The following is a 22,679-nucleotide window of genomic DNA, read 5'->3' on the forward strand; positions in this document are numbered from 1 at the left end:
GTGAAGTCTCGTGATGTCGGGATAATTGCGACGAAGGGCGGTGATCGCGGCTTGTGGGGGGTAAAAGAGAGGTAGAAAGCGCCGGGAAAGCGGGCCTCGAGGCGCAATCACTCTCCCGCCGCGTCTCCATGCCGGGGGAACTCTGCGGAGAATGTCAGTTTTTTGATCGGAGCGGTTTTGGGCGGGGCGAGTAACTTCAAGCTTGCCTGACTGGATCGGAAGACGGGTTCCGCCGCGCGCTTGATGGAGGCAAGCTTGGTGAAGCATGGGGGTATTGCGCCACGCGGGACCACCATCGAGATGGTCGGCTGTGCTTCAAAATCCGGCAACCGCGAATAGACTGGCAGCGGGATATGATGCGGACCTCGAACAGGTCCGCATGGGCGTCAGCGATCGGCTCCGATCAGCTTGCGAGCGAACCTATGCCGCTCTGCAGGCTGGGAGAGCCGAAAGGTATCAACGGCGGCCTTCGACGGCGGCGCGCAGGTTGTGGCGAGAAATGCCGAGGTCGCTCAGGGCGCGATCGTCGAGGGCCGACAGTTCGCGGATAGCGCGGCGATTTTCGAGGTAGGTCTTGAGCTTGCTAGCGATACGCATCGTTTCGTTCCATTCATCTTGTGCTATGCACAATATATAGCCCGCTCCATGATGAAATAAAATGCACGTGCTCGCATGGGAGGCATGCTGCCCAAGCACACCTCAGTTCCGCCTCATGTCTTAACGGAATGTATAGCCCGGCGAGCGCCCGCCGGCCCTCCCGACGACCACATCCCACTTCCCCTCGCGCCTTCGCTCGCAATGCCGCCCCGGGGAAACATGCCGGAATGACCACCGACAACAAACCTGTATTACAGATTTGACAGTTATCGCCGGTTAAGCTAAAATCTATCTGACATGTTGAAGACACGCACCTCAACTTGGTGAGCAGGAATACCGATGATCATTTCCGACGTCATTGTAAGACGATTTCGCACGACCACGCGCCGCCACTCCGACAGCGCCGGCCATGCCCATCCCGGACCTCCGCATCAGGTCGAGCAGGCAATCCTGACGATCCGCACCGAGGACGGTCATGAGGGCCATTCCTTTACCGCGCCGGAAATCGTGCGTCCGCATGTGATCGACAAGTTCGTCAAGAAGGTCCTGATCGGGCAGGATCATCGCGACCGGGAGCGCCTGTGGCAGGATTTGGCCCATTGGCAGCGCGGATCCGCCGCCCAGTTGACCGACCGCACGCTGGCCGTCGTCGACTGCGCGCTTTGGGATCTCGCCGGCCGCATGCTCGATACACCTGTACACAAGTTGATCGGCGCCTATCGCGACAAGGTTCTGGCCTATGGCTCGATCATGTGCGGCGACGAGCTGGAGGGTGGCCTGGCCACGCCGGAAGATTATGGCCGTTTTGCTGAAACGCTGGTCAAGCGCGGCTACAAGGGCATCAAGCTGCATACCTGGATGCCGCCGGTCAGCTGGGCGCCGGATGTGAAGATGGACCTGAAGGCCTGCGCCGCAGTGCGCGAGGCTGTCGGCCCCGATATCCGCCTGATGATCGATGCCTTCCACTGGTATTCGCGCACGGATGCGCTGGACCTCGGCCGCGGCCTGGAAAAGCTTGGCTTCGACTGGATCGAGGAGCCGATGGATGAGCAGTCCATGTCCTCCTACAAGTGGCTGGCCGACAATCTCGATATCCCGGTCGTCGGACCGGAAAGCGCCTCTGGCAAGCACTGGCACCGCGCCGAATGGGTGAAGGCCGGGGCCTGCGATATCCTCAGGACCGGCGTCAACGATGTCGGCGGCATCACGCCGGCACTGAAAACCATGCGCATGGCCGAATGCTTCGGCATGGAATGCGAGGTCCATGGCAATACGGCGATGAACCTGCATGTGGTGGCGGCCTCGAAGAACTGCCGCTGGTATGAGCGCGGCCTGCTGCATCCCTTCCTCGAATATGACGATGGCCACGACTACCTGAAATCCCTGTCCGACCCCATGGATGCAGATGGATTTGTCCATGTTCCTGACCGTCCGGGCCTTGGCGAGGATATCGATTTCGACTTCATCGAAAACAATCGGGTCGGATAACCACGATGAAGACGGTCCTCGCATTTGGTGACAGCCTGACCTGGGGCGCCGACCCTGCAACGGGATTGCGGCATCCGCCGGAATTTCGCTGGCCCGAAGTGCTTGAGGCTGGGCTTGGCGATCTGGCGCGGGTGATCGGCGACGGGCTCGGCGGGCGAACCACCTGCTATGACGACCATACGGGGCCGGCCTGCCGCAACGGCGCAAAGGCGCTTCTGGTTGCCCTGGGCAGCCACATGCCGCTCGATCTCGTCATCATCATGCTCGGCACCAATGACCTGAAGCCGAGCCATGGTGGACAGGCGGAGCCTGCGGTCTCCGGCATGCGCCGGCTGGCGCAGATCGTCGAGACCTTTCCCTACAAGCCACGAACGGCGATCCCGCGGTTGATGATCGTCGCGCCGCCGGCTTGCGTCGCGGGTCCCCAAGGCGCACCGGCCGCCGGCCGCAGAATTTCCGAATCCGAACGGCTTTCGCCTCTATTTCGCCAGCTTGCCGCGGAAGTCGGCGCTGAGTTCTTCGACGCGGGCGCCGTCGCCACGGCCTCGCCCGTCGATGGAGTGCATCTGGGCAGAGAGGCAACCCGTGCCATAGGACAGGCGCTCGTCGCGCCTGTTCGCAGCATACTCGCCTGATCCCGCGCTGCTCGTGGAGGAGCAGTGCCCGATCATAACGTTAGAGGTCGCCATGATGGAATGGCACCGAAAGGGAGGAAGCATGAAGAAGTTTTTTCTATCCGTAGCGATCGCTGCGCTTCTGTCTGGCGTCTCGCCGCTGGCAAGCCTTGCCGAGACGCCAAAGGATCAGCTCGTGGTGGCGACCACCATGAGCAATATCCTGACGCTAGATCCGGCGGCGATCACCGGGCGCGAGACGGTTCAGGTCCTGAACAATGTCTATGACACGCTGGTCATGCTTTCCCCCGAAGATCGCAGCCTGCAGTCCCGCCTCGCCGAAAAGTGGGAGATTGCGGAAGACCGCATGTCGATCCGCTTTCACCTCCGCAAGGATGTCAAATTCGCCTCCGGCAATCCGGTCACTGCCCAGGATGTGGCCTGGAGCCTGAAGCGCCTGCTGACGCGCAATCTCGCCCAGTCCTCATTCCTGAAGACCCGTGGCTTCACACTGGAAGCGGCCGACAAGCATTTTGTCGCCGAAGACGAGCATACCTTCGTCCTCAACCTGCCCGGCGCCGATGACCCCAATCTGCTGCTGATGATCCTGGCGCAGAATGGCCCGGGCTCGATCATCGACAGCAAGGCCGCCCTCGAGAACGAGAAGGATGGCGATCTCGGTGCCGCATGGCTTACCACGAATTCTGCAGGCTCCGGCCCGTTCACGCTGACGCAGTGGAAGTCGAACGAATTCATCATCCTGACGCGCAATGACGACTACTGGGGTGAGGCCCCGGCCATGCGCCGCGTTCTGATGCGCCACCTGCCGGAATCCCAGTCGCAGCGCCTGATGATCGAAAAGGGCGACATTGACGTTGCCTATTCGCTGCAGGCGCCTGACCTCAAGGCACTGGAAAGCGACAAGGCGATCGCCATCGCCTCCGTGCCGGGATCGGGCTTCTACTACCTCGCCGTATCGATGAAGGACGAGCGTTTCGCCAACAAGAAGGTGCGCGAGGCGCTGCGTTATCTCATCGACTACCAGGGTCTCGACGAGGCCGTCATGCCTTTCTACGGCAAGCTGCATCAGCGCTCGCTGAGCACTGATGTCATGGGCTCGCTGCCGGATCAGGGCTATAAACTGGATGTGGAAAAGGCCAAGGCACTTCTTTCCGAAGCGGGCTTCCCGAACGGCTTCGAGACCACCTTGCGCGTGCTTTCCGAGGATCCCTTCCTGAAGGCGGCAACCGCCATCCAGAATACGCTTGGCCAGGCCGGCATCAAGGCCGAGCTGATCAGCGGTTCCGGCGACCAGATCTATGGCGCGATGCGCGAGCGCAAGTTCGAGCTTCTCGTCGGTCGCGGCGGTGGCGGGCAGCAGCCGCATCCTGACAACAACCTGCGCTCCATGGCCTATAACCCTGATAATTCGGACGAGGCCAAGCTGACCAACTATCAGAGCTGGCGCACGAGTTTCCAGGATAAGAAGCTGAATGAGATGATCGAGACCGCTCTGGTCGAGCGCGATTCGGCCAAGCAGGCCAAGCTCTATGAAGAGCTGCAGGCCTACATGGATGAAATCGTCATGCCCATCCAGCCCTTCTCGGAAGTCGTCGATACCGCAGCCTATCGCAGCGATGTCGAAGGCATGATCGTCAGCCCCTGGCTGTCGCGCTTTGAAGGGATCACCAAGAACCGCTGATCCAAAGCGACACGTCCCTGAGCGCGCGGCACCCTCCCAGGCCTGCGCTCAGGGTCAGACCCGACTTCCTCCCAAGGAACCTTGAGGCGCGTGGCAACACGCGCCTCTCTTTGTTTCGGGATCCATCCGTCCGGCATCATTCACCAGACAAGAAAAACCCGGCGTGAAAGCCGGGTTTTGAAAGCTGTCCAGAAGGGGAGGGCAGGGATCAGCGGATGCCTTCATATTCCAGCGATGCGCCGATCAGCTCACGCGCATAGGCATGGGTTGCGCCATTGGTGGCAATGGCTTCATGCGGCAGGATCTCTGTCACCTCACCGCGCAGCATCACGGCGAAGCGGTCGCACATGTGATCGACCACCGCGAGGTCATGGGTCACCATGATATAGGTGAAGCCGCGCTCTTCGCGCAGGCGCTGCAGGAGATTGAGGATTTCCGCCTGAACAGAGACGTCGAGCGCAGAGGTCGGCTCATCGAGCAGCAGCAGCGAGGGCTCCAGGATCAAGGCGCGCGCAATCGCCACGCGCTGGCGCTGGCCGCCGGACAGCTGATGGGGAAAACGATCGAGGAACGAGACGGGCAGGCCGACATCGGTGATCGCCCGGCGCATGCGCTCCTCGCGGTCATCCAGCTTATGAATGACGAGTGGCTCATTCAGCACGGTGCGCACGGACTGGCGGGGATGGAGGGAGCCATAGGGATCCTGAAACACCATCTGCAGCATGCGGCATCTTTCGATCAGCGGAATGTCGCGTACCGACCGTCCGTCGATCAGCACCTCACCCTTCCAGAAATCAGTGAGCATCGACATGCACCGCAACACGGTGGATTTTCCGGACCCGGATTCGCCGACAAGCCCGAAGCACTCTCCGGCCTTCACGCTGAACGAAACACTCGGCAGCACCTTCACGGCGGAAGGGCCTGACCCAAAAACGATGGAGAGATCACGAACCTCGACAGAAACGGACATCAGACCTTCTCCTCCAGCCATTCAGGCTTACGATCCAGCACGGCAAGCGGCTGGCGTGTGCCCCCGATGCGCGGCTGTGCTGCGAGGAGGCCGCGCGTATAGGGGTGCTCAGCCTTATCCAGTTCCGATGCCTTCAGGGTTTCGACCACCTTGCCGGCATACATGATCAGCACCCGGTCACAGAAATTGCGCACAAGGTTGAGGTCATGGCTGATCATGATCAGGCCAATGCCGCGGTCACGGACAAGCCCATCCAGAATGTTGAGAACCTGCAGCCGGACGGTAACATCGAGCGCCGATGTCGGCTCGTCGGCGATGACCAGGTCAGGATCAGCCAGCAGCATCATCGCAATCATCACGCGCTGGCCCATGCCGCCGGAAATTTCGTGCGGATACTGCTTGAACACCCGTTCCGCGTCGCGGATCTTCACCGCTTCCAGCATGGCGATGGCCTTGTCATGGGCCTCGCTGCGGCTGCACTTGAAGTGCCGCAGATAAGTTTCGGCGACCTGGTCACCGACGCGGCGAATGGGATTGAGCGAGAATTTCGGATCCTGCAGGATCATCGACATGCGCCGGCCACGCACCTTCAGCATCTCCTTTTCGGAGAGCGTCAGGAGATCCAGCTCCTCGAAGCGCAGCGTGTCCGCCGTCATCGTCGCGCCCGGCAGAAGACGCAGCAGGGCCCGACCGACCGTGGATTTGCCGGACCCGGATTCGCCGACAATGCCCAGACGCTCGCAGCCCAGCGTGAAGGACACGCCACGTACGGCCTCGACCGGTGAGCCGCCATAGCGGATGCGCAGGTTCTGGACGTCGAGTATGGTCTTTTCCATCGCCTTACCTCCGGTTCATCTGCTTGGGATCGAGCGCATCGCGCAGGCCATCGCCCAGAAGATTGAAGGCGAGGCTGACCGAGAGAATGGAAACGCCGGGGAAGGTGACCAGCCACCAGCTGTCCAGCATGTAGCGCCGGCCGGTCGCGATCATGGCGCCCCATTCCGGCATCGGCGGCTGCGCCCCCAGACCCAGAAAACCAAGACCGGCAGCCGTCAGGATGACCGTTGCCATGTTGAGCGTCAAACGGATCAGGACAGAGGGCAGGCACATCGGCATGATGGACTTGACGATGATCCGGCTGGTCGAGGCGCCCTGAAGACGGGCTGCTGCGATATAGTCCGCATTGCGGAACGTCATGGCTTCGGCGCGCGCCAGGCGGGCAATCGGCGGCCATGAGGTGAGCGCAATCGCGATGATCGCATTGTTCAGGCTCGGACCCAATGCCGCGACGAAGGCCAGCGAGAGGATGAGGCTCGGAAAGGACAGGAAGATATCGGTGATGCGCATCATTACCGTATCGAACCGGCCGCCGAGATAACCGGCGGAGGTGCCGATAATCAGACCGATCGGCCCGACCACGATCGAGACGAGGAAGATGATGGTGAGCGTGATGCGCGCACCAAAGACCAGCCGGCTGAAGATGTCGCGACCCAGCTCGTCGGTGCCGAACAGATGCTCTCCGCCAGGCGGTTGCAGCACGTTGCCCAGAGCCTGCACATAAGGATCATGCGTGGCGATCAGCGGTGCGAAAAGTGCGGTGAGGACGAGAACCGCAAGCACGGCCAGTCCGAATGCCGAGGTTGGGCTGCGCAAAAGGAAGGCAATGATGTTCTTCAGTGCGAGCAACCATCCCGGCAGGCTTTGTGTGTGCGTCTTGGTGGCCATCAGCGTGTCCTGGGGTCAAAGATGCGGTAGAGGATGTCGGACAGAAGATTGAGCCCGATAAAGATGACGCCGACGATCAGCACGCAGGTCATCACGGCATTCATGTCGCCAATGATCAGGTTGCTCGTCAGGTACTGGCCGAATCCCGGCCAGGCAAAGACTGTCTCGATCAGCACCGCGCCCTCCAGCAACGAGCCATAGGCAAGCGCAATGATCGTCACCAGCTGCACCCGGATGTTACCGAAAGCGTGCCGCCAGATCGTCTGATTCTGCGAAAGGCCTTTGACCCGCGCCGTGGTGACGTATTCCTGGCCCAGCTGGTCCAGCATGAAACTGCGGGTCATGCGGGTGATATAGGCGGAGGAGGAATAGCCGAGCAGGGCGGCCGGCAGGATCAGATGGTTGAGAGCCGACCAGAAGACCTCCATCTCACCTGCCATGAGACTGTCGATCAGCAGGAAGCCTGTGCGCTCCTCGACCAGACCGATATAGAACTGGTCCATCCGCCCGCTTCCGCCGACAAGGCCGAGATGGGCGTAGAACACGATGAGTGCAATCATACCGGTCCAGAAGATCGGCATGGAATGGCCGAACAGGCTGAACACGCGCACGAGATGATCCGGCCAGCGATCCTTGTTGACGGCAGCGATCACGCCCATGGTTACGCCCAGGGTCGCGCCGATGATGATGGCAAAGGTGGCAAGCTCGATCGTCGCCGGCATGACATGCAGGATATCCTCGATCACCGGCTGGCCGGTGCGGATCGACGTGCCGAAATCGCCGGTGACGATATCGCCGAGGAAATAGACGAATTGTTCGTAGACGGGCCGGTCGAGGCCGAGCGAGCGATAGACCTGCTCATAGGTCTCGGGCGTGGCATCCTCACCGACGATCGCGCGGACAGGATCGGCCGGCATCATCCGCCCGATGAAAAAGGTCAGCATCAGCAGGCCGAGCAGCGTGACGGCGATGCTGCCCAGCTGCCCGGTGAAACCGGCAAGATGCAGGCGTTTGATTGACATGGATCCTCCAAACATCGACCGCCGCGAAAGCGGGGACAGGTTCCCAGCCTGTCAGACAACTAACGCAAACCTGTCACAGGCTTGTTGCGGTGTCAAGCCGCTCGCGACAGTGAGCCTGCACCAGCGCAGCAAAACCGCGCTGGCGGAGCCGGCGAGGCCGCCGCCTTTCGCCTGTTTACGACGCGCTCGGCGCAGGCAGAAAATCATCGCGGCGCGGCGTGAAGTTATCAATCAACTCTCCGCTTTCGATGCAGCGGCATCCATGCTCGACGCCACCGGGAATGACGAGGCTGTCACCCGCCGCGAGTTCGTAAGTCACGCCATCGCGGAAGAATTGGAAACGACCGCTTGCCACGAAGGTTGATTGCACATGCGGATGGCTGTGAAGCTTCCCCTCCGCACCGGCTTCGAAGCGGAAAGACACGACCATCAACTCGGGGGCTTCCGCGAGAATACGGCGGGTGACACCCGGATTGGGAGAGGTTGCGTCAAATCTGGGTAGGGACATGGGATTCTCCTGTATGAATAACAGGCTCATCATACAAGATTAAAAATCTATCTGACAAGGTCGCCGGCGCAGGTTGGCTAGGCCGGGTCCGAGCGCTGATGCCGCAGAAGCGCCTTGTAGCGCTCGAGACTGCCGCGGAGATGCGACTTCATATGGGCGCGCGCCGCATCCGCATCCCCTTCGATGATGGCATCGACGATCAGGCCGTGTTCTTCCTGCAGATGGAGGTTATAATCCTTCGGGCGAGAGCCAGGCGCCTCGCCCTGTAGATCTCCGCGCGGAATAATGCCTGTCCTGATCAATTGCAGGAATTCGGGGAAGCGCCGGTTCTGGGTCGCTTCCGCGATGGCGAAATGCAGCTTGAAATCAGCGTCGCGAGTTGGCGCTCCGTCTTGCAGGCACTGACCGACCGTTCGATGGGCATCGAGGATTTCCTCGATCTGCACAGCCGACCGTCTGAGGGCGGCAAGGGCAGCCGATTCGACTTCAAAGACGGTCCGAAGCTCCAGAAGTTCGATGACAGAGGAGATGCGCTGCGTTGCGAGATCGTTGAAGGGTTGCTCGGGAACCTGTCTGGCTGGCAAAGCGAAAACACCGGCACCCTTCCGCGCCTCGACGAGCCCATCGGCGCGCAAAATGGCAATGGCTTCCCGCACAACCGTGCGGCTGACAGAATATTGCCGGGTCAGCGTACTCTCACTCGGCAAACGATCCCCCGGCAGAAAGGTGCCTGCCTGGAGATCCTGTCGCAATGCGGAACTGATCATGGAGGCCAGGGATTGCCCCTGCTGGACCTCGATTTGCGCTTCGCTCGCCATCCACTATCCTTGATGCGATTACTTGTCTGGCAAGTCTAGCGATTTCCTTTCCCCCTGCCAAGAGGCCCCTACAAAGGCGCTTGGCCAAGACAACAGATCGTCCGCTGCGCACCATTTCTGGACTCGAAACCCAGATATTTCCGCAAGTTTTCCATGGTAGACAAAAAATACGTCACAATATCGCGCAATCTGCGGTTCAAAGCGGCTCGGATTAATCGCCTTTTTATCTTGTCATGACAAGTATGCCCAAACTTGTCTGACTTGACCGTGGCGCGTGCAGCTTCAGTCAAGCGCACAGCGTCTCGAGGAACTCCATGAAACTTTCCATCAAGCATACTCTCGTTCTCGGTTTTGCAGTGTTGAGCCTTGCCGTGATCGGCCTGGTCGGTCGGCTTCTGCTGCAGGAGGTCAATGTCTACAGGAATTCGACCGAGCTTTCACAACTGGCCCAGCTCGACGCACGGCTCTTCGATGCGTTGCTTGGTATGCGGGGCGAGCGCGGTGCTGCGTCTTCGGCCGCAAAACTGGAGCCGGCGGACATTCAGTCGAGTCTTGTCAATCTGCAGGAAGGACGCAAGGCAGTCGATCCGGCCTTCGCCCAGGCAAAGGCACTGACGGAGGAGATCGGCTCGGCCGAACTCGGCCGCTCGCTTGTTCCGCTGATGGACGCCTATGGGCGCTGGCTTGCGCTCCGGCCACAGATAGATGCCGCGTTTCAAAAAACCGTGGCAGATCGCGATCCGGCGCTGACGAAACAGGTGCTCGCGCTGGCCGACCAGATGCTGGCCGACCTTGAGGCTGCGGCAAATACCGTGGAAGTTATCATCGCCGACCGCAATCCGCAGCTGATGATGTTTACACAGCTACGGTCGCTTGGGTGGTCCATGCGCACCCATGGAGGCTCGGCAAACTCGACCCTGGTCGGCGCGGTCATCGCCAAGGAACCGCTCAATGCTGCCAAGCTGTCGGAGATCGCGGTTCAGGACGCCCGGGTCAATTTCGCCTGGAACCTCATAACCCAGATCGTCAGGAGCCCGGCAGTCCCGACTGCCATCACGGAACAATATAAGGTGGCCGAATCCATCTATTTCGGCGGCGCCTATGCCGAGCAGAAGGCCGCAGCCCTTGCCGCTTTCGAGGCCGGTCAACCGATGGACATGGCTGTTGACGACTGGCGCAAGCCAGCTGGTCCGGCACAGGCTTCGCTCGCGAATATCGCGCAGATCTCGCTTGAACAGATGACCGCGATCACCGCTGCCAATGTTGCATCCTCCACTCGTTCGATCGTGATCTACGGCGTCGCCATGCTGATCACGCTCGCGCTCTCGATGGCCGGAATCCTGATGGTGATCTTCCGGGTTGCCAATCCGATCGCCCAGCTCACGAGCATCATGCGCAAGCTCGCCGGTGGCGATCTGTCGGTGGTGATTCCCGCCTCGGGTCGTACCGATGAAATCGGCGAAATGGCGCGTGCCGTCGAAGTCTTCAAGGAAGCCGCCGTCCACAACAGGACGCTGGAAGCCGCGGCCGAGGAAAACCGCAAGACGGCGGAACGCGAACGGATCGCTTTCCAGCAGAAGGCCGAGCGCGAAGCAGAAGAGCGCCTGACGCAGGCCACGTCCGGTCTGGCCCGCGGCCTGCAGGCTCTTGCCTCCGGCAATCTGGCCTGCCAGATCGACGAAGTCTTCAGCGAACAGTTCGAATCCCTGCGCCACGACTTCAACACCTCGGTGCATCAGCTTCGCAGCGCGCTCGAAGGTGTTAGTCAGACGGCCCTGAATGTTCGCAGCGGCAGTGGGGAAATCTCCATGGCGTCCGATCAGCTGTCGAAGCGCACGGAACAACAGGCCGCCTCGCTCGAGGAGACTGCCGCTGCGCTTGAAGAAGTGACCACCAATGTCAAGCAGACCTCGGAACGGGCCAGCGAAGCGCGCGAGATGGTGCGCCATGCCAGTACCCGTGCTGCGTCTTCAAGCGATATCGTGTCGAATGCTGTCGAAGCCATGCAAAAGATCGAGATGGCCTCCAGCCAGATCACCAACATCATTGGCGTGATCGACGAGATCGCTTTCCAGACCAACCTTCTGGCGCTCAATGCGGGTGTCGAGGCTGCCCGCGCAGGTGAAGCCGGCAAGGGTTTTGCCGTCGTTGCCCAGGAAGTCCGCGAGTTGGCCCAGCGTTCGGCGAATGCGGCCAAGGAGATCAAGTCGCTGATCGGAAATTCGGAAGCTGCCGTCACGCAGGGCGTGACCCTGGTCAACGATACCGGGGCAGGGCTCAGGGAAATTGCCGGTCTTGTCACTGCCATCAACCAGCACATGGATGCGATTGCAACGGCTGCCAGGGAACAGGCGTCGGGTCTCTCCGAGATCAACACCTCGGTCAACCACATGGACCAGATGACCCAGCAGAATGCCGCCATGGTGGAAGAGATGAGCGCAGCCGGCGCCCATCTGGCGCAGGAAAGCGCTCGTCTTTCCGAGCTTCTGCAACGTTTCGAGATGCGGGGCCCCGAGTATTCGTCGTCCACCTCGCGTCAGCCTGGTCATCGTTACGCTGCCTGAGGCTGAACCCGCACCAAACATTCTGGGCCGCATCGCTTCTCAAGCGGTGCGGCCCTGTGCATTAAAATCGAGCCTGACTTATGCGGCTCGGCCGATCGTCATCAGGCTTGCATTGCCGGGGGGCCGTGCTGCTGATTTCCGCCGCCTTCCCTCGTCGGGCGCTTGGCAGGATGCCGCCGTTTCGGATTAGAATCTGACGTTAAGATCCGCCTTCAGACCGTTCTGTGCAGCGCCATCACCAAACTGGCCCTGATAGGCTATACCAAAAGTCGCGGACTCGCTCAGATCGATGTTGAGACCAGCTTCGATCGCAACTGTATCTCTGCCAATCGGGATGCCGGCGACCGTGAAAGCGTCGGAACCTGAGAAGCTCTGTTCCGACAAAGGTGTCATATCACCGAAGGCGTGACGCCAGCCCAGCTTGCCATGCGCCTTGGCATTCAATCCGTCCAGATCGAATGCGGAGGCCAGATTTATGCCCAGCGTCGTAAAGACGGCGTCTGTATCATCACCGCCAGAGCGCAATGCTGCAAGGCCGCCCTCTTCGGCGAAGCCGTCCGTATTCAGGTTGACGTAGTTCAGATTGGCAAACGGTTCAAACGACAGGCCACCTGTCGTCTGAATTTGATAGCCAGCTTCCCCGAATGCCTGGAACGTACTGGCATCATAGTTGCCGCTAAGGCTGTCCGTAAAGCCGGGGATAGCAACGGACCGGTCGGTGGAAATATCGTGCCAGCTGTAGGCGAGGCCACCCGAAAGGCGCAGAGCGTTCCACCTCTGGCCACCGTAGACACCCAGATGCCAGTTCTCGCTGTTGCCTGATGAGGCGCGCGCAGCGACATCGAAGGTAGTATGGCTATAGCCCGCCAGAAGACCAAGACGCACGCCTTGGGCGAGCTCCCCATCGAGACCTGTCAGGAAGCCACCCGTGGTGCTGTCCATGCTGGCAGCATTGCCGTCACCCTCATAGGTACCCCATGCGCCGAAAGCCTCTCCCCATAGTGCGGGCGAGCTGCTGTCTATAGCAGCAGGCGTCATGCCATTTTGCCCATAGCCAACCGTCGGCATGTTTGATCCGGTTTCTCCCCCGTAGGCGGACCGCATGCGGTTGTTGGCCGCATCGCGGACAAAACGGCTGTCATCGATCAGAGCCGATTTTGCGCTGGCAAGAACTTCGCCAGACAGGGCCTCAAAGCTGGCGAGTGCTGTGCGGGTATCCGGCGTGCTCGCGACGGCGTCGTAAAGGGCGTTGCCGCTGCCCAGACTTTCCAGCGCGGCTGCCGTTTCGACCTGGTTGCGGGTAATGCCCAAAGTAGGAAATGTGACATCGTTACGCGTCACGTCGAGGAATACGTTGCCGGGATCATAAGCGAGAGCCAAATCGATGAAAGGCATGTTCTGATCGAGCGTGGCGAATTGTCCGATCACCCCACCGGTGGCCGTCAAGAGCGTGTAACGCGTGCCCGGCGCATAGATACCAGGAGTCTTGTCGACGAACACTGTACCGCCGTTGAGCGTGGCGGTGCCGATCACATCAATCAGATCCGAAGTCCCACCAGGAGCGATCTCTGCAAGATAGACTGAACCAGCAGACTGCACATAATTGCCGTTGACGGTCAGTGTGCCGATGGAGTTGCCTGGCGCTGCCGTTCCGCCAGTGCCGATCGTAACCGTCGAGCCGATACCCGAACCCAGCGTGCCATGGCCGCCAAGGATTGCGCCATTGCCGACATCGAAAGTACCGCCGAGCACCGCGCCGCCATGAGCCACATCCGTGCCGACGATCAGCATGCCCGTCGCGACCGTGGTGGTGCCACTAAAGGCGCGGCTGTCCCCGTTATAGAATAGTGTTCCTGCACCGGACTTTGCGATATCGCCGGAGCCGGTGAACACTCCGCCGTAGACCGCACTGCTGCCCTGATCGAAGATCAACGTTCCATTTGCGTCGATGAATGAATTGCCCTCGAAGCGTCCGGCTGCAGTGGTAAGGGCGCCGGACTCGATGGACCAATCCAGAAAAGAGTGTCCGGTCAGAGCGAGATTGCCGGCGCCGCGCTTGACCATCGCGCCGCTCACGGCGCTGAGGCTAACGATGTCTCCAGCAAAGCTAACATCGATCGCTTGATCGAATACGACGGTCGCAGCATTGCCGATGCTGCCCGAGATTGACGTTGCGTTGCCGATCAAGGTGCCGGCCTCAACGAGGGTGTTCCCGTAAGCGTTGGTGCCATTGTCGAGGCTCAGTGTGCCTGCGCCGCGCTTCACCAGATTGCCTGGGCCCGTCACCGAACCCGTTAGCCCGAGTTCTGTACTTGCCGCGACATCGAGTACTCCGTTGGTCGACAGTGTGACCGCCCGACCCGAACTGAAGCTCGCCGTCGTGGCCAGTGTGCCGCCGCTAAAGGTAAGGCCGCCAGTACCGAGATTGCCGTCGCTCGACACCTCGACCACGCCACCGAGAAGCACCGTTCCGCCGGTGTAGGTGTTGTTTCCGCTAAGCGTCAGCGTGCCGGTGCCACTCTTGGTGAGCGATCCGGTGCCCGACAGCACACCCGTCAATCCGAGATTGGTGCTCCCCGCGACATCGAATTGTTCATTCGCCCCGAGCGTGACCGCGCGGCCGGAACTGAAGCCGGCCGTCGTGACCAGTGTGCCGCCGCTGAAAGTGAGGCCGCCAGTACCGAGACTGCTGTCGCTCGACACTACGATCACGCCACCGAGAAGCACCGTTCCCCCGGTGTAGGTGTTGGTTCCGCTGAGCGTCAGCGTGCCGGCGCCACTTTTGGTCAGCGATCCGCTACCCGACAGCACACCCGTCAATCCGAGGTTGGTGCTCCCCGCGACATCGAGTTCTGCATTCCCCGACAGCGTGACCGCGCGGCCGGAATTGAAGCTGGCCCTTGTGGCCAGTGTGCCGCCGTTGAAGGTTAGGCCACCGGATGACGCACCCAGATTACTGTCGCTCGACACCTCGACAACGCCACCAAGAAGAACCGTTCCGCCAGTGTAAGTATTGTTCCCGCTGAGCGTCAATGTGCCGGCGCCACTCTTGGTAAGCGATCCGGTGCCTGACACCACACCCGTCAATCCGAGGTTGGTGCTCGCCGTGACATCGAGTTCTCCATTTCCCGAGAGCGTGACCGTCCGGCTTGAATTGAAGCTCGCCGTTGTGTCCAGCCTGCCGCCGTTGAAGGTCAGGCCGCCGGTACCCAGATTGCTGTCGCTCGACACCGCCACGACGCCACCGAGAAGCACCGTCCCACCAGTATAGGTATTGTTTCCGCTGAGCGTCAGCGTGCCAGCACCGCTTTTGGTCAGCGATCCGGTCCCCGTCACCACGCCGGTCAATCCGAGTTCGGTGCTCGCCGTGACATCGAGTTCACCATTGCCCGACAGCGTGACCGCCCGGCTTGAATTGAAGCTCGCCGTGGTGTCCAGCCTGCCGCCGTTGAAGGTCAGGCCGCCGGTACCCAGATTGCTGTCGCTCGACACCTCGACCACGCCACCGAGAAGCACCGTCCCACCAGTATAGGTATTGTTTCCGCTAAGCGTTAGGGTGCCAGCACCGCTTTTGGTCAGCGATCCGGTCCCCGTCACCACACCGGTCAATCCGAGTTCGGTGCTTCCAGCGACATCGAGTTCACCATTGCCCGACAGCGTGACCGCGCGGCCGGAATTGAAGCTGGCTGTTGTGGCCAGCGTTCCACCGTTGAAGGTTAGGCCACCGGATGACGCACCCAGATTGTTGTCGCTCGACACCTCGACAACGCCACCAAGAAGCGTCGTTCCCCCGGTGTAGGTATTGTTTCCGCTGAGCGTCAGCGTGCCAGCGCCACTCTTGCTGATCGATCCGGCACCCGAAATGGGGTCCGCCAGGGTCAAGTTAGTCGATTGGAAAAAATCGACATTGCCACCGCTCTCAACAACAATGCCGCCAGTCAGTGACCATCCCGTTCCGAGCGTTAAGCTGCTCGAACCTCCCAGCTGTAACGCAGCCGCACGCGTGACCCCGTCGCCCGCTAAGCCGCCGGAAACAGCCGCGTTGAGAGATAGATTGATATCGCTGCCGACAAGCCCTATGCCGCCGGCGCCATTTCCGCCCGCCGCGCAACAGGTGCTAATGAACGTGCCTCCCGCACCGCCATTTCCGCCCGCGATTGCGGAGTTGATTGTGGCCGTTGCTGCGCCAGTGAAGGCTATGCCATGCCCACCGTCGCCACCGCCGCCACCATAGAACCAACCATTTCCGCCGCGGCCGCCGTTGCCGCCAGTGATTAGGTGATTGACGACGAAAGGCCCGCTGGTATCGATGACAATGCCGTATCCACTCGCACCGCCACCACCGCCATCTCCATCACTTGAATCTCCGCCCGCGCCACCAGCGCCGCCGGCCGTCGGGGCGGCCGAACTGCCCGACGACGTATAAACCGCGCCATGCGCACCGCCGCCGCCGCCGCTTGCTCTGCTACCCGAGCCGCCACCGATACCGTCGCCGCCTGACGCACCCGGCGTTGTCCCTCCCAGGCCACCTGCAGAGCCCAACGACGAAACGCCGCCATCGCCCCCAGTCGCACCTGCGCCCCCTCCACCTGCACCTTCGTAACTTTCGCCGGTAACGCCCCCAACGCCTCCTGGGCCGGTCAGGCTGCTGGTTCCACCCAGTGGCGAACCGGCGACATTCCCCTGTCCGCCATTGCCGCCTTTGGTGCTCTGGGCCGATGCCGGCACGGTGGCCAGGGTCATCACCACCAAGCCACCTGCCGCGTAAACGTACGCAACGCTTTTCAGAGGCCTCCAGGCAAACAATGGCTTTGCGTTCCCAATCGGCGTTGTGGGGGATGTCTTGTGATGGTATTTTGTCAGACGCGATATCATTTGAATAAAACGGCTCATATTTATTCGCTCGATATGTGCACCGCTTCGACGATAACGCCGATGGTGCCAAACGTTGCTATTTTATACTCGAAAATCCCAGGGCGTGGCTGGCCGACATCGTTGGGCCGTTGCGGCTTCTGTCCCGACCGTTTGCACCAAATCACTGAGCAATATTACGCGCAATACGCGTATCATGTTGCTGCAAAAAGTACACGGCCCCTTGGCCGGGCAGCACCAGTAGCCCACAAGCCGGTTTCGGGGCGTTGCACTGCCCAGCGCCCCATGAATGCATCAGCTGGATTTGAGCAGCTCAGATTGCGTCTGTCAAATTAAGCTCTCATAATCATATGCTTGCGGTGATTGGCGTATGTGATGCGCCAGGGCGAACATCGACCTCACCGCGCCTGGTATCTGCCAGACAGTATGCGGTCGTGCTCTCAGGGGTGAAAACTTCACCCAACAATGGCCCAACGCAGCGAAGAAGGTGTCGAATTTGGCACTACTGTAAGCATGGCATTCGCTTTCCTCTCGTGGTCATGCTCCTGGACCAGGTTGGGTCGCTCTAATTTGTTATTGAGATATTGCATCATACTGAAAAATGGACCATCTCTGTATCGCAATAGATAACAACAAGGAGCATCGTGGTGCTTGTCATCATTGCCGATGATTTGACCGGTGCATTGGACACGGCTGCACCTTTCGCGGCGCGCGGATTGCACACACAGGTCGCGTTGACAGCCGATGCAGTGCCGGCTGGGCTCTTGCACAAGCCTGACGTGCTCTCGATCAATCTGGCCTCGCGGGAGATGTCGCCCGCTGATGCCCTGCGGTTGATGCTCAAGGCTGTTGGAGCGCTTCCACCTGACGTCACCCTGTTCAAGAAGATCGATTCCCGCCTCAAGGGCCATGTTGCCGCAGAACTCGACGGCATCGACTACCGACGCGCCTTGGTCGCGCCGGCTATTCCGAGCTTCGGCCGCTTTGTGCGCGGAGGCCATGTCGAGGGTTTTGGCGTTGCGAAGCCGATCTCTGTGATCGATGCCTTGGAACACCATGCCGTTCGCTGCGATATCGCTGATGCCTTGACCGATCAGGATCTACACAAGGCTCTGGCCCATGCTGAGCAAGAGCGCATCGATCTGCTGGTCGGAGCTAGAGGGCTTGCAGAGGCGTTGGCCGTGAAGATGACCGGGAAGGAGCAGGCGAACCTTGTTGCGCCTCCGACAGGACCGGCACTTTTTGTCATTGGTTCGCATGATAACATCACTCTTGAGCAGGCAGATCGGATGCGCAGCCTGGAGGGGCTCTGTTACCGCCCGGCTCCCAACGGCGTGTCTGAGCCTGTCGACCTTCAGCAGATGCCAATCGTTCTTTTGCAGGCAACGCCTGGAGATACGGACGTGGCCGCGGAAAAGGTTGCGCAGAATCTCGCGCTCTCAGCGCATCCTGAGCTGACCCATGCTGCCCGAACTCTCCTCTTGTGTGGAGGAGCGACGGCAGAGGCCGTCTTGTCTCGCATGGGCATCAAGTGTTTCAGACTGCAGGGGGAGTGTTTGCCGGGTCTTGGGCTCGCCTATGCTGGCGAGCAATGTATCATTGCAAAATCCGGAGGATTCGGCGAACCGGACACTTTGCTGACACTTGCCAAAAGACTGCTTGGGGGCAGGGGCTGACGATGGGACTTCAAGACGGAACGCCACGCAAGAGCCTGGCCGATCTGGTGTTCGAGCGAATGCACAGGGCGATCAAATCGGGCGCCTATCAGCCGGACGAGCGCCTGCCGACGGAGCATGACCTTGCGATCGAATTTGAGGTGTCACGGCCGATCATCCGTGAGGCGCTGCGCCGCCTGCGGGATCAGGGGCTGATCTATTCCCGTCGCGGAGCCGGCAGCTTTGTCCGCTCTGTCGGCATGAAGCAGCCGCTTGGGTTCGGCCAACTCGAGAATGTGGCTGATCTCCTCAATTGCTACGAGTTTCGCCTGACCATGGAGCCGGCTGCGGCCGAAGCGGCGGCATCCCGCCATACGCCGCAGACGCTTGCGGCGATCCGCGAGGCGCTGGAACTGATGCGTGACGCGACAAATCGTCAGGCGCACCGCGAGGACGCCGATTTCCAGTTCCATCTTTCCATCGCCCGGGCGGCGAACAATGCCTATTTCTCAACGGCCATGGAGGCGTTGAAGGATCATATTGCGGTCGGCATGCGCTTCCATGGCGTTTCGATCAAGCGCGACAATGCCGGACTTTCCCGTGTTTTCGCCGAGCATGAGGCGATCGCAGAGGCTATTGCTGCCGGCGAAGGGGGGCGGGCCCGGGAACTGATGCATGCGCATCTGACGGGCTCGCGCGCCCGTCTCTTCCAGGCAAGCGCCTCGCTTGCCGTTGCCGGCGAGGCATAAGTCGGCTCCAGCGCCTTTCCTTAAGTCGATCTTCAAAGGGGCCGTTCGGACTCTTGAGCAATCAACGCGGACGGACGATTCTCAATAGGCTGCCCGATAGATTGCCAAAATATCATCGACAGCCATGTCGGCTGGATTGTTGTCCATCAGGCGTCGGTTGGCGTGGGCCTCAGCAGCGTAGCCTTCCAAGGCATCCTCTCGCGCTCCATGCCGCGAGAGCTGCATTTCGATGCCGAGATCGGTGCAGAAGCGGCAGGCATTGTCCAGCAACACCTCCGGCGAGCCGCTGGCGAAGCCGAGCGCTTCCGCTACCTCTGCCGTCTTCTCGGGGATCACCGGCTGGTTGAAGGCAAGCACATGGGGAAAGACGATCGCATTGGCCAGTCCATGTGGCAGGCCGAGACGGGTGCCGAGCGGATAGGCGATCGCGTGCCCCGCAGCCGTATTCACCGGGCCGAGGCAGATGCCACCGTAGTAGGAGGCGAGCATCATCCCCTCGCGGGCTTCGGTGTCTGATCCATCCTTGACGGCGCGGGCCAGATATTTGCCGACGAGACGAAATCCCATGCGGGCGAAACCATCAATCATCGGATGGGCGCGCTTGTTGGTGAAGGCTTCAACGCAATGCGCCATGGCATCCACGCCCGTCGCGGCCGTGACGGAGGGCGGAACGGTAAATGTCAGCTGCGGATCGAGCACGGCGATATCGGCAATCATGTGCGGGCTTTCGACCGCGATCTTTGCGCCCTTGGCCGGGTCGGTGATGAGCGAGCGAATACCCGCTTCCGAGCCGGTTCCCGCAGTCGTTGCAATCTGAATGAGTTGCGTGCTGCGACCGGCCACCCGGTTGGGGCCCGCTACGTCGGCTAGCGTCTGTTCGCTGTTCCACAGTGCGGCAACGAGTTTTGCAACGTCGAGCACCGACCCACCGCCAAGGCCCACCACGACCTGCGGCTTCACCCGCCGGGCGACGGCCAGTGCGGCATCAAGCGTCGCCACATCGGGTTCACCCGGGATCGCATCGAATATTTCGATCTTGCCCGGAAGCTGCAACCGATCGACAAAACCCGCGGTGATCGGCGTGGCGATGACGAGCGCCGTTCTCGCATCGGAAACGAGCCCACCGACCTCGCCGATGGTCCCGGCCCCGACGATCAGCCGTCGTGGCTGGTGAAGAGTGATGGCTGCGGTCATCGATGTCATCCTCGCGTGGCTTTGCCGGCAACCAGCTTGCGGGCATAAGCGATGGCAGAATTCATGTTGCCGTGATTGGCGATGCCCTTGCCGGCAATGTCGAAGGCGGTGCCATGATCGACCGACGTGCGGTCGATCGGCAGTTCGACAGAGACATTGACGGCCGTATCGAAGGCCACGAGCTTGATTGGGATGTGGCCCTGGTCGTGATACTGTGCGACCACCAGATCGAAGGCGCCGGAATACGCCCGGTAAAACACTGTGTCCGCCGAGATCGGACCGGAGACGTCGATGCCTTCGGCGCGTGCGGCGGCAACTGCCGGTGCAATCTGGTCGTCGTCCTCGGTTCCAAAGAGGCCGTTTTCGCCGCAATGCGGATTGATACCGGCGACTGCAATGCGCGGTCTGTCAAAGCCGATACGGTTCAGATGATCGTTGCCGGCGCGGATCGTCGCCAATACACGCTCCGTCGTCGCCCGGCGGATCGCCTCCTGCAGGGAGACATGGGTCGAGACGTGGATGACCTTCAGCCGCTCCGAGGCGAGCAGCATGTAGGCAGCCTTGGAGCCTGTCAGACTGCGCAGCATGCCGGTATGGCCGTCATAGTGGTGGCCGGCGAGGTTCAGCGCTTCCTTGTTGATCGGCGCTGTGACGATGCAGCCAATGGCTCCGGCTTCTGCATCGCGCACGGCCTTTTCGATGAAGCGAAAGGCGGCATCGCCAGCGACCGGGCTCAGGCTTCCCCAGGGAAGGGGCGCGCCTTCGACCTCTATATCCACTACATAAGGTTCGAGATCGATCGACAGTCCCAAGGCCTCACGCGCCGCATTCAACGTTGCGAGATTGCCGTAGATGCGGGTTGCTGCGCGATCGTCGCCCGACATGTCGGTCAATGCGCGAACTGAGATCTCGGGGCCCACTCCGCAAGGGTCGCCCATGGTGATGCCGATGATGCGGCTCATGTTATTCTCCGTTTTCGGGGCGATCCCAACCGGGTGCGAGCCGTAAATATTTGATCGCGCGTCGATGATAGGTGTAGGCAATGTGCAGTGTCCCATCGGGACCTGCCAGCAGCCAGGGATAGGACATTTCCTTGTTCCGTCCATCTGTCGAGTCGTTGGAGAGGCAGGTCCCCGAACCATCCTCGATCTGGATATGGTGTGGGAATCTCAGTCCGCCGTCGCTCGAGATGCAGACCGAGACCGGCGCGCGCGGCACGCCCCAGATCGGAGTGCAGCCCCCGGTCGGGTCGGCCTCAGGCCTGTCGTCTTCCTCTCCGAGTTCATCATAGAGAGACGTCCGGCGGTCCGGGGAGGTCGCAGCGTTGACGGGATTGCAAATCACCGCAAGGCGTCCATCACCCAAGGCTATGGCTGCGATGGACGAATTGTTGTTGGGCAGGTCGCTCGGTGCCGGATCACTCCAGGTCCTGCCTTCGTCGGCACTTTCCGTGCGATAGACGAAATCTGCCTGACGGCGACGGAAGAAGGCGACGAGGCCCTTCTCGCTTGTCGAGACGGGCGACATGTGCACGCAGCCGGTCGACTGGCCCAGTTCATCGAGCCGCCAGTTTGCACCGCCATCCTCGCTGATGCCGAGGGCGGCCGTGTCGTGGCTGCCGTTCCATTTTTGGCCCGGGCGGGGAATGCAGCGGAAAATAGGGAGCAGCCAGGCACCGTCCGACCGGATCACGACCGGCGCACGCACGAAGCTGCCGCGCGGCAAATCGAGGTAGCGGCCCTCGGCTGTCGTCAATCTTGTAGGGTCTGAAGCATCGGAGAGGACTTCGGCCATGCGGATCCGGCATTCGTCCTGATTTCCTGACGGCTGCGAGGTGTGGAACAGCAGCAGCCGGCCGTCTGGTGCGTGAAACAGGACAGGGTTCTGCTCGGAATGATCATCGTCGAAGCTCAGCCTCTGCGGTGGTCCCCACGCCGAGGCACCAACCGCCAGCACGGATGCATAGATCGATATGTCGGACTTGCCTTCCAGCGAGCCGCCGAACCAGGCGCAGATAAGGCTGCCATCCGCGCGCATGTGGAGGAAGGATGCGTGGTTTTGCACCATTGGCGACGGGAGGTAGGCCTCCATGCGTCCGGCGCCGACAGGGGCAAGCATCCCGGTCATGTGTCGGGCAATTTCATTGGGTGTCATGGACTGCTCCTCTTGCCCATTGAAATCGAGCGTTTTTACAAAGTTGT

At 60.8% G+C, this 22,679-nt stretch carries 17 protein-coding genes; 6 read left to right on the forward strand and 11 right to left on the reverse strand.

Features of this window, described 5'->3' with window-relative positions; translation table 11 throughout:
- Positions 1-456: 456 nt before the first annotated feature.
- Complete coding sequence (locus FAA97_RS17250) at positions 457-597, reverse strand: DUF1127 domain-containing protein (protein WP_136599801.1); 141 nt, start codon at positions 595-597, stop codon at positions 457-459.
- 339 nt (positions 598-936) lie between these two features.
- Here FAA97_RS17250 and FAA97_RS17255 point away from each other — a divergent pair, with 339 nt between their 5' ends.
- The 3 genes from FAA97_RS17255 to FAA97_RS17265 all read left to right on the forward strand — a co-directional run bounded on the left by FAA97_RS17255 (position 937) and on the right by FAA97_RS17265 (position 4,401).
- Positions 937-2,085 carry a mandelate racemase family protein gene (locus FAA97_RS17255; protein ID WP_136599802.1) on the forward strand — a complete coding sequence of 383 codons (1,149 nt, stop codon included), beginning with the start codon at positions 937-939 and terminating at the stop codon, positions 2,083-2,085.
- A gap of 5 nt (positions 2,086-2,090) precedes the next feature.
- The gene (locus FAA97_RS17260) at positions 2,091-2,720 is read left to right on the forward strand and encodes an SGNH/GDSL hydrolase family protein (RefSeq protein ID WP_136599803.1); all 630 of its coding nucleotides are present in this window, start codon (positions 2,091-2,093) and stop codon (positions 2,718-2,720) included.
- Positions 2,721-2,802: 82 nt separating this feature from the next.
- Complete coding sequence (locus FAA97_RS17265) at positions 2,803-4,401, forward strand: ABC transporter substrate-binding protein (RefSeq protein WP_136599804.1); 1,599 nt, start codon at positions 2,803-2,805, stop codon at positions 4,399-4,401.
- Between the two features lie 208 nt (positions 4,402-4,609).
- Here FAA97_RS17265 and FAA97_RS17270 read toward each other — a convergent pair whose 3' ends face one another.
- From FAA97_RS17270 to FAA97_RS17295, 6 genes are all read right to left on the reverse strand, one after another.
- Entirely contained in the window at positions 4,610-5,371 is a 762-nt protein-coding gene (locus tag FAA97_RS17270; RefSeq protein ID WP_136599805.1) for an ABC transporter ATP-binding protein, read from the reverse strand.
- On the reverse strand, positions 5,371-6,207 hold the full coding sequence (locus FAA97_RS17275; protein WP_136599806.1) for an ABC transporter ATP-binding protein: 837 nt from the start codon (positions 6,205-6,207) through the stop codon (positions 5,371-5,373). The genes FAA97_RS17270 and FAA97_RS17275 overlap by 1 nt, the downstream gene beginning before the upstream one ends.
- 4 nt (positions 6,208-6,211) lie before the next feature.
- A complete protein-coding gene (locus tag FAA97_RS17280; protein ID WP_136599807.1) occupies positions 6,212-7,096 on the reverse strand; it encodes an ABC transporter permease in 885 nt (294 codons plus the stop codon).
- Positions 7,096-8,118, reverse strand: coding sequence for an ABC transporter permease (locus FAA97_RS17285; RefSeq protein ID WP_136599808.1), 1,023 nt, complete (start codon positions 8,116-8,118; stop codon positions 7,096-7,098). Before FAA97_RS17285 ends, FAA97_RS17280 begins: the two co-directional genes overlap by 1 nt.
- Before the next feature lie 175 nt (positions 8,119-8,293).
- Positions 8,294-8,626, reverse strand: a complete 333-nt coding sequence (locus FAA97_RS17290; RefSeq protein ID WP_136599809.1) for a cupin domain-containing protein — start codon at positions 8,624-8,626, stop codon at positions 8,294-8,296.
- Between the two features lie 77 nt (positions 8,627-8,703).
- Positions 8,704-9,444 (reverse strand): FadR/GntR family transcriptional regulator, encoded by a 741-nt coding sequence (locus FAA97_RS17295; RefSeq protein WP_136599810.1) that lies wholly within the window; start codon positions 9,442-9,444, stop codon positions 8,704-8,706.
- A gap of 314 nt (positions 9,445-9,758) precedes the next feature.
- On the opposite strand from FAA97_RS17295, the gene FAA97_RS17300 reads away from it, so the two are divergent.
- Positions 9,759-12,008 carry a methyl-accepting chemotaxis protein gene (locus tag FAA97_RS17300; protein WP_136599811.1) on the forward strand — a complete coding sequence of 750 codons (2,250 nt, stop codon included), beginning with the start codon at positions 9,759-9,761 and terminating at the stop codon, positions 12,006-12,008.
- A 186-nt stretch (positions 12,009-12,194) separates the two neighbouring features.
- Here FAA97_RS17300 and FAA97_RS17305 read toward each other — a convergent pair whose 3' ends face one another.
- Complete coding sequence (locus FAA97_RS17305; RefSeq protein WP_246041567.1) at positions 12,195-16,751, reverse strand: autotransporter domain-containing protein; 4,557 nt, start codon at positions 16,749-16,751, stop codon at positions 12,195-12,197.
- 776 nt (positions 16,752-17,527) lie between these two features.
- On the opposite strand from FAA97_RS17305, the gene FAA97_RS17310 reads away from it, so the two are divergent.
- Together FAA97_RS17310 and FAA97_RS17315 are read left to right on the forward strand one after the other, a co-directional pair.
- Positions 17,528-18,556, forward strand: coding sequence for a four-carbon acid sugar kinase family protein (locus FAA97_RS17310; RefSeq protein ID WP_168801035.1), 1,029 nt, complete (start codon positions 17,528-17,530; stop codon positions 18,554-18,556).
- 2 nt (positions 18,557-18,558) lie between these two features.
- Entirely contained in the window at positions 18,559-19,284 is a 726-nt protein-coding gene (locus FAA97_RS17315) for a FadR/GntR family transcriptional regulator (RefSeq protein ID WP_136599814.1), read from the forward strand.
- An 81-nt stretch (positions 19,285-19,365) separates the two neighbouring features.
- Here the strand turns inward: FAA97_RS17315 and FAA97_RS17320 are convergent, their stop codons facing one another.
- The 3 genes from FAA97_RS17320 to FAA97_RS17330 are packed head-to-tail and all read right to left on the reverse strand — an operon-like array spanning position 19,366 to position 22,632.
- The gene (locus FAA97_RS17320) at positions 19,366-20,487 is read right to left on the reverse strand and encodes an iron-containing alcohol dehydrogenase (protein WP_136599815.1); all 1,122 of its coding nucleotides are present in this window, start codon (positions 20,485-20,487) and stop codon (positions 19,366-19,368) included.
- Positions 20,484-21,440 (reverse strand): 4-hydroxythreonine-4-phosphate dehydrogenase PdxA, encoded by a 957-nt coding sequence (gene pdxA, locus FAA97_RS17325; protein ID WP_136599816.1) that lies wholly within the window; start codon positions 21,438-21,440, stop codon positions 20,484-20,486. Before pdxA ends, FAA97_RS17320 begins: the two co-directional genes overlap by 4 nt.
- 1 nt (position 21,441) lies before the next feature.
- The gene (locus FAA97_RS17330) at positions 21,442-22,632 is read right to left on the reverse strand and encodes a sialidase family protein (protein WP_136599817.1); all 1,191 of its coding nucleotides are present in this window, start codon (positions 22,630-22,632) and stop codon (positions 21,442-21,444) included.
- Positions 22,633-22,679: the final 47 nt, after the last annotated feature.

Source organism: Peteryoungia ipomoeae, from assembly GCF_004912165.1.
Lineage (GTDB): Bacteria > Pseudomonadota > Alphaproteobacteria > Rhizobiales > Rhizobiaceae > Allorhizobium > Allorhizobium ipomoeae.